Here is a 544-nt window from a genome sequence, read left to right as displayed (position 1 = left end):
AAAGACGGGGCGCGTTGAGGGGCGCGTGGATAGGTCGAGCATTGGACGGCTGGGGCAATGGCGAGGTCGGGCCGGTTTTTGCCGCTTCGGCACGCGCCACTATAGATGGAAACGAGCGCAGTTCCGGGACCGTCCTCTCGGCCGGTGATTCGACCTGCTTGACCAGTTTGACCGGAGCGCCCGAGGTTTCCGCAGCCTGGGAAATGATATCCTCGATGGACATCGTATCCCGAACTACAGTCGAGTTTACAGCGAGCTTGGGAGCCTCGACATGTCGAGGCTCCCAAGCTCGCTGTAAACTCGACTGTAGTTCGGGATACGATGTCCATCGAGGATATCATTTCCCAGGCTGCGGAAACCTCGGGCGCTCCGGTCAAACTGGTCAAGCAGGTCGAATCACCGGCCGAGAGGACGGTCCCGGAACTGCGCTCGTTTCCATCTATAGTGGCGCGTGCCGAAGCGGCAAAAACCGGCCCGACCTCGCCATTGCCCCAGCCGTCCAATGCTCGACCTATCCACGCGCCCCTCAACGCGCCCCGTCTTT

General features: G+C 61.0%; 2 protein-coding genes. One reads left to right on the top strand and one right to left on the bottom strand.

Annotated features, from left to right (window positions below; translation table 11 throughout):
- On the bottom strand, nt 1–223 hold a 223-nt coding region (locus tag WH91_RS25090), incomplete at its 3' end, for a hypothetical protein (RefSeq protein WP_046170931.1).
- A 98-nt stretch (nt 224–321) separates the two neighbouring features.
- Between WH91_RS25090 and WH91_RS25095 the strand changes: the two genes are divergently transcribed.
- The coding region (locus WH91_RS25095) for a hypothetical protein (protein WP_046170931.1) at nt 322–544 on the top strand (223 nt) is incomplete at its 3' end.

The organism is Devosia psychrophila, assembly GCF_000971275.1.
Classification (GTDB): Bacteria; Pseudomonadota; Alphaproteobacteria; order Rhizobiales; family Devosiaceae; genus Devosia; species Devosia psychrophila.
The sequence above is the reverse complement of the archived record's forward strand: the minus strand, read 5'-3'. Positions and strand labels throughout refer to the sequence as shown.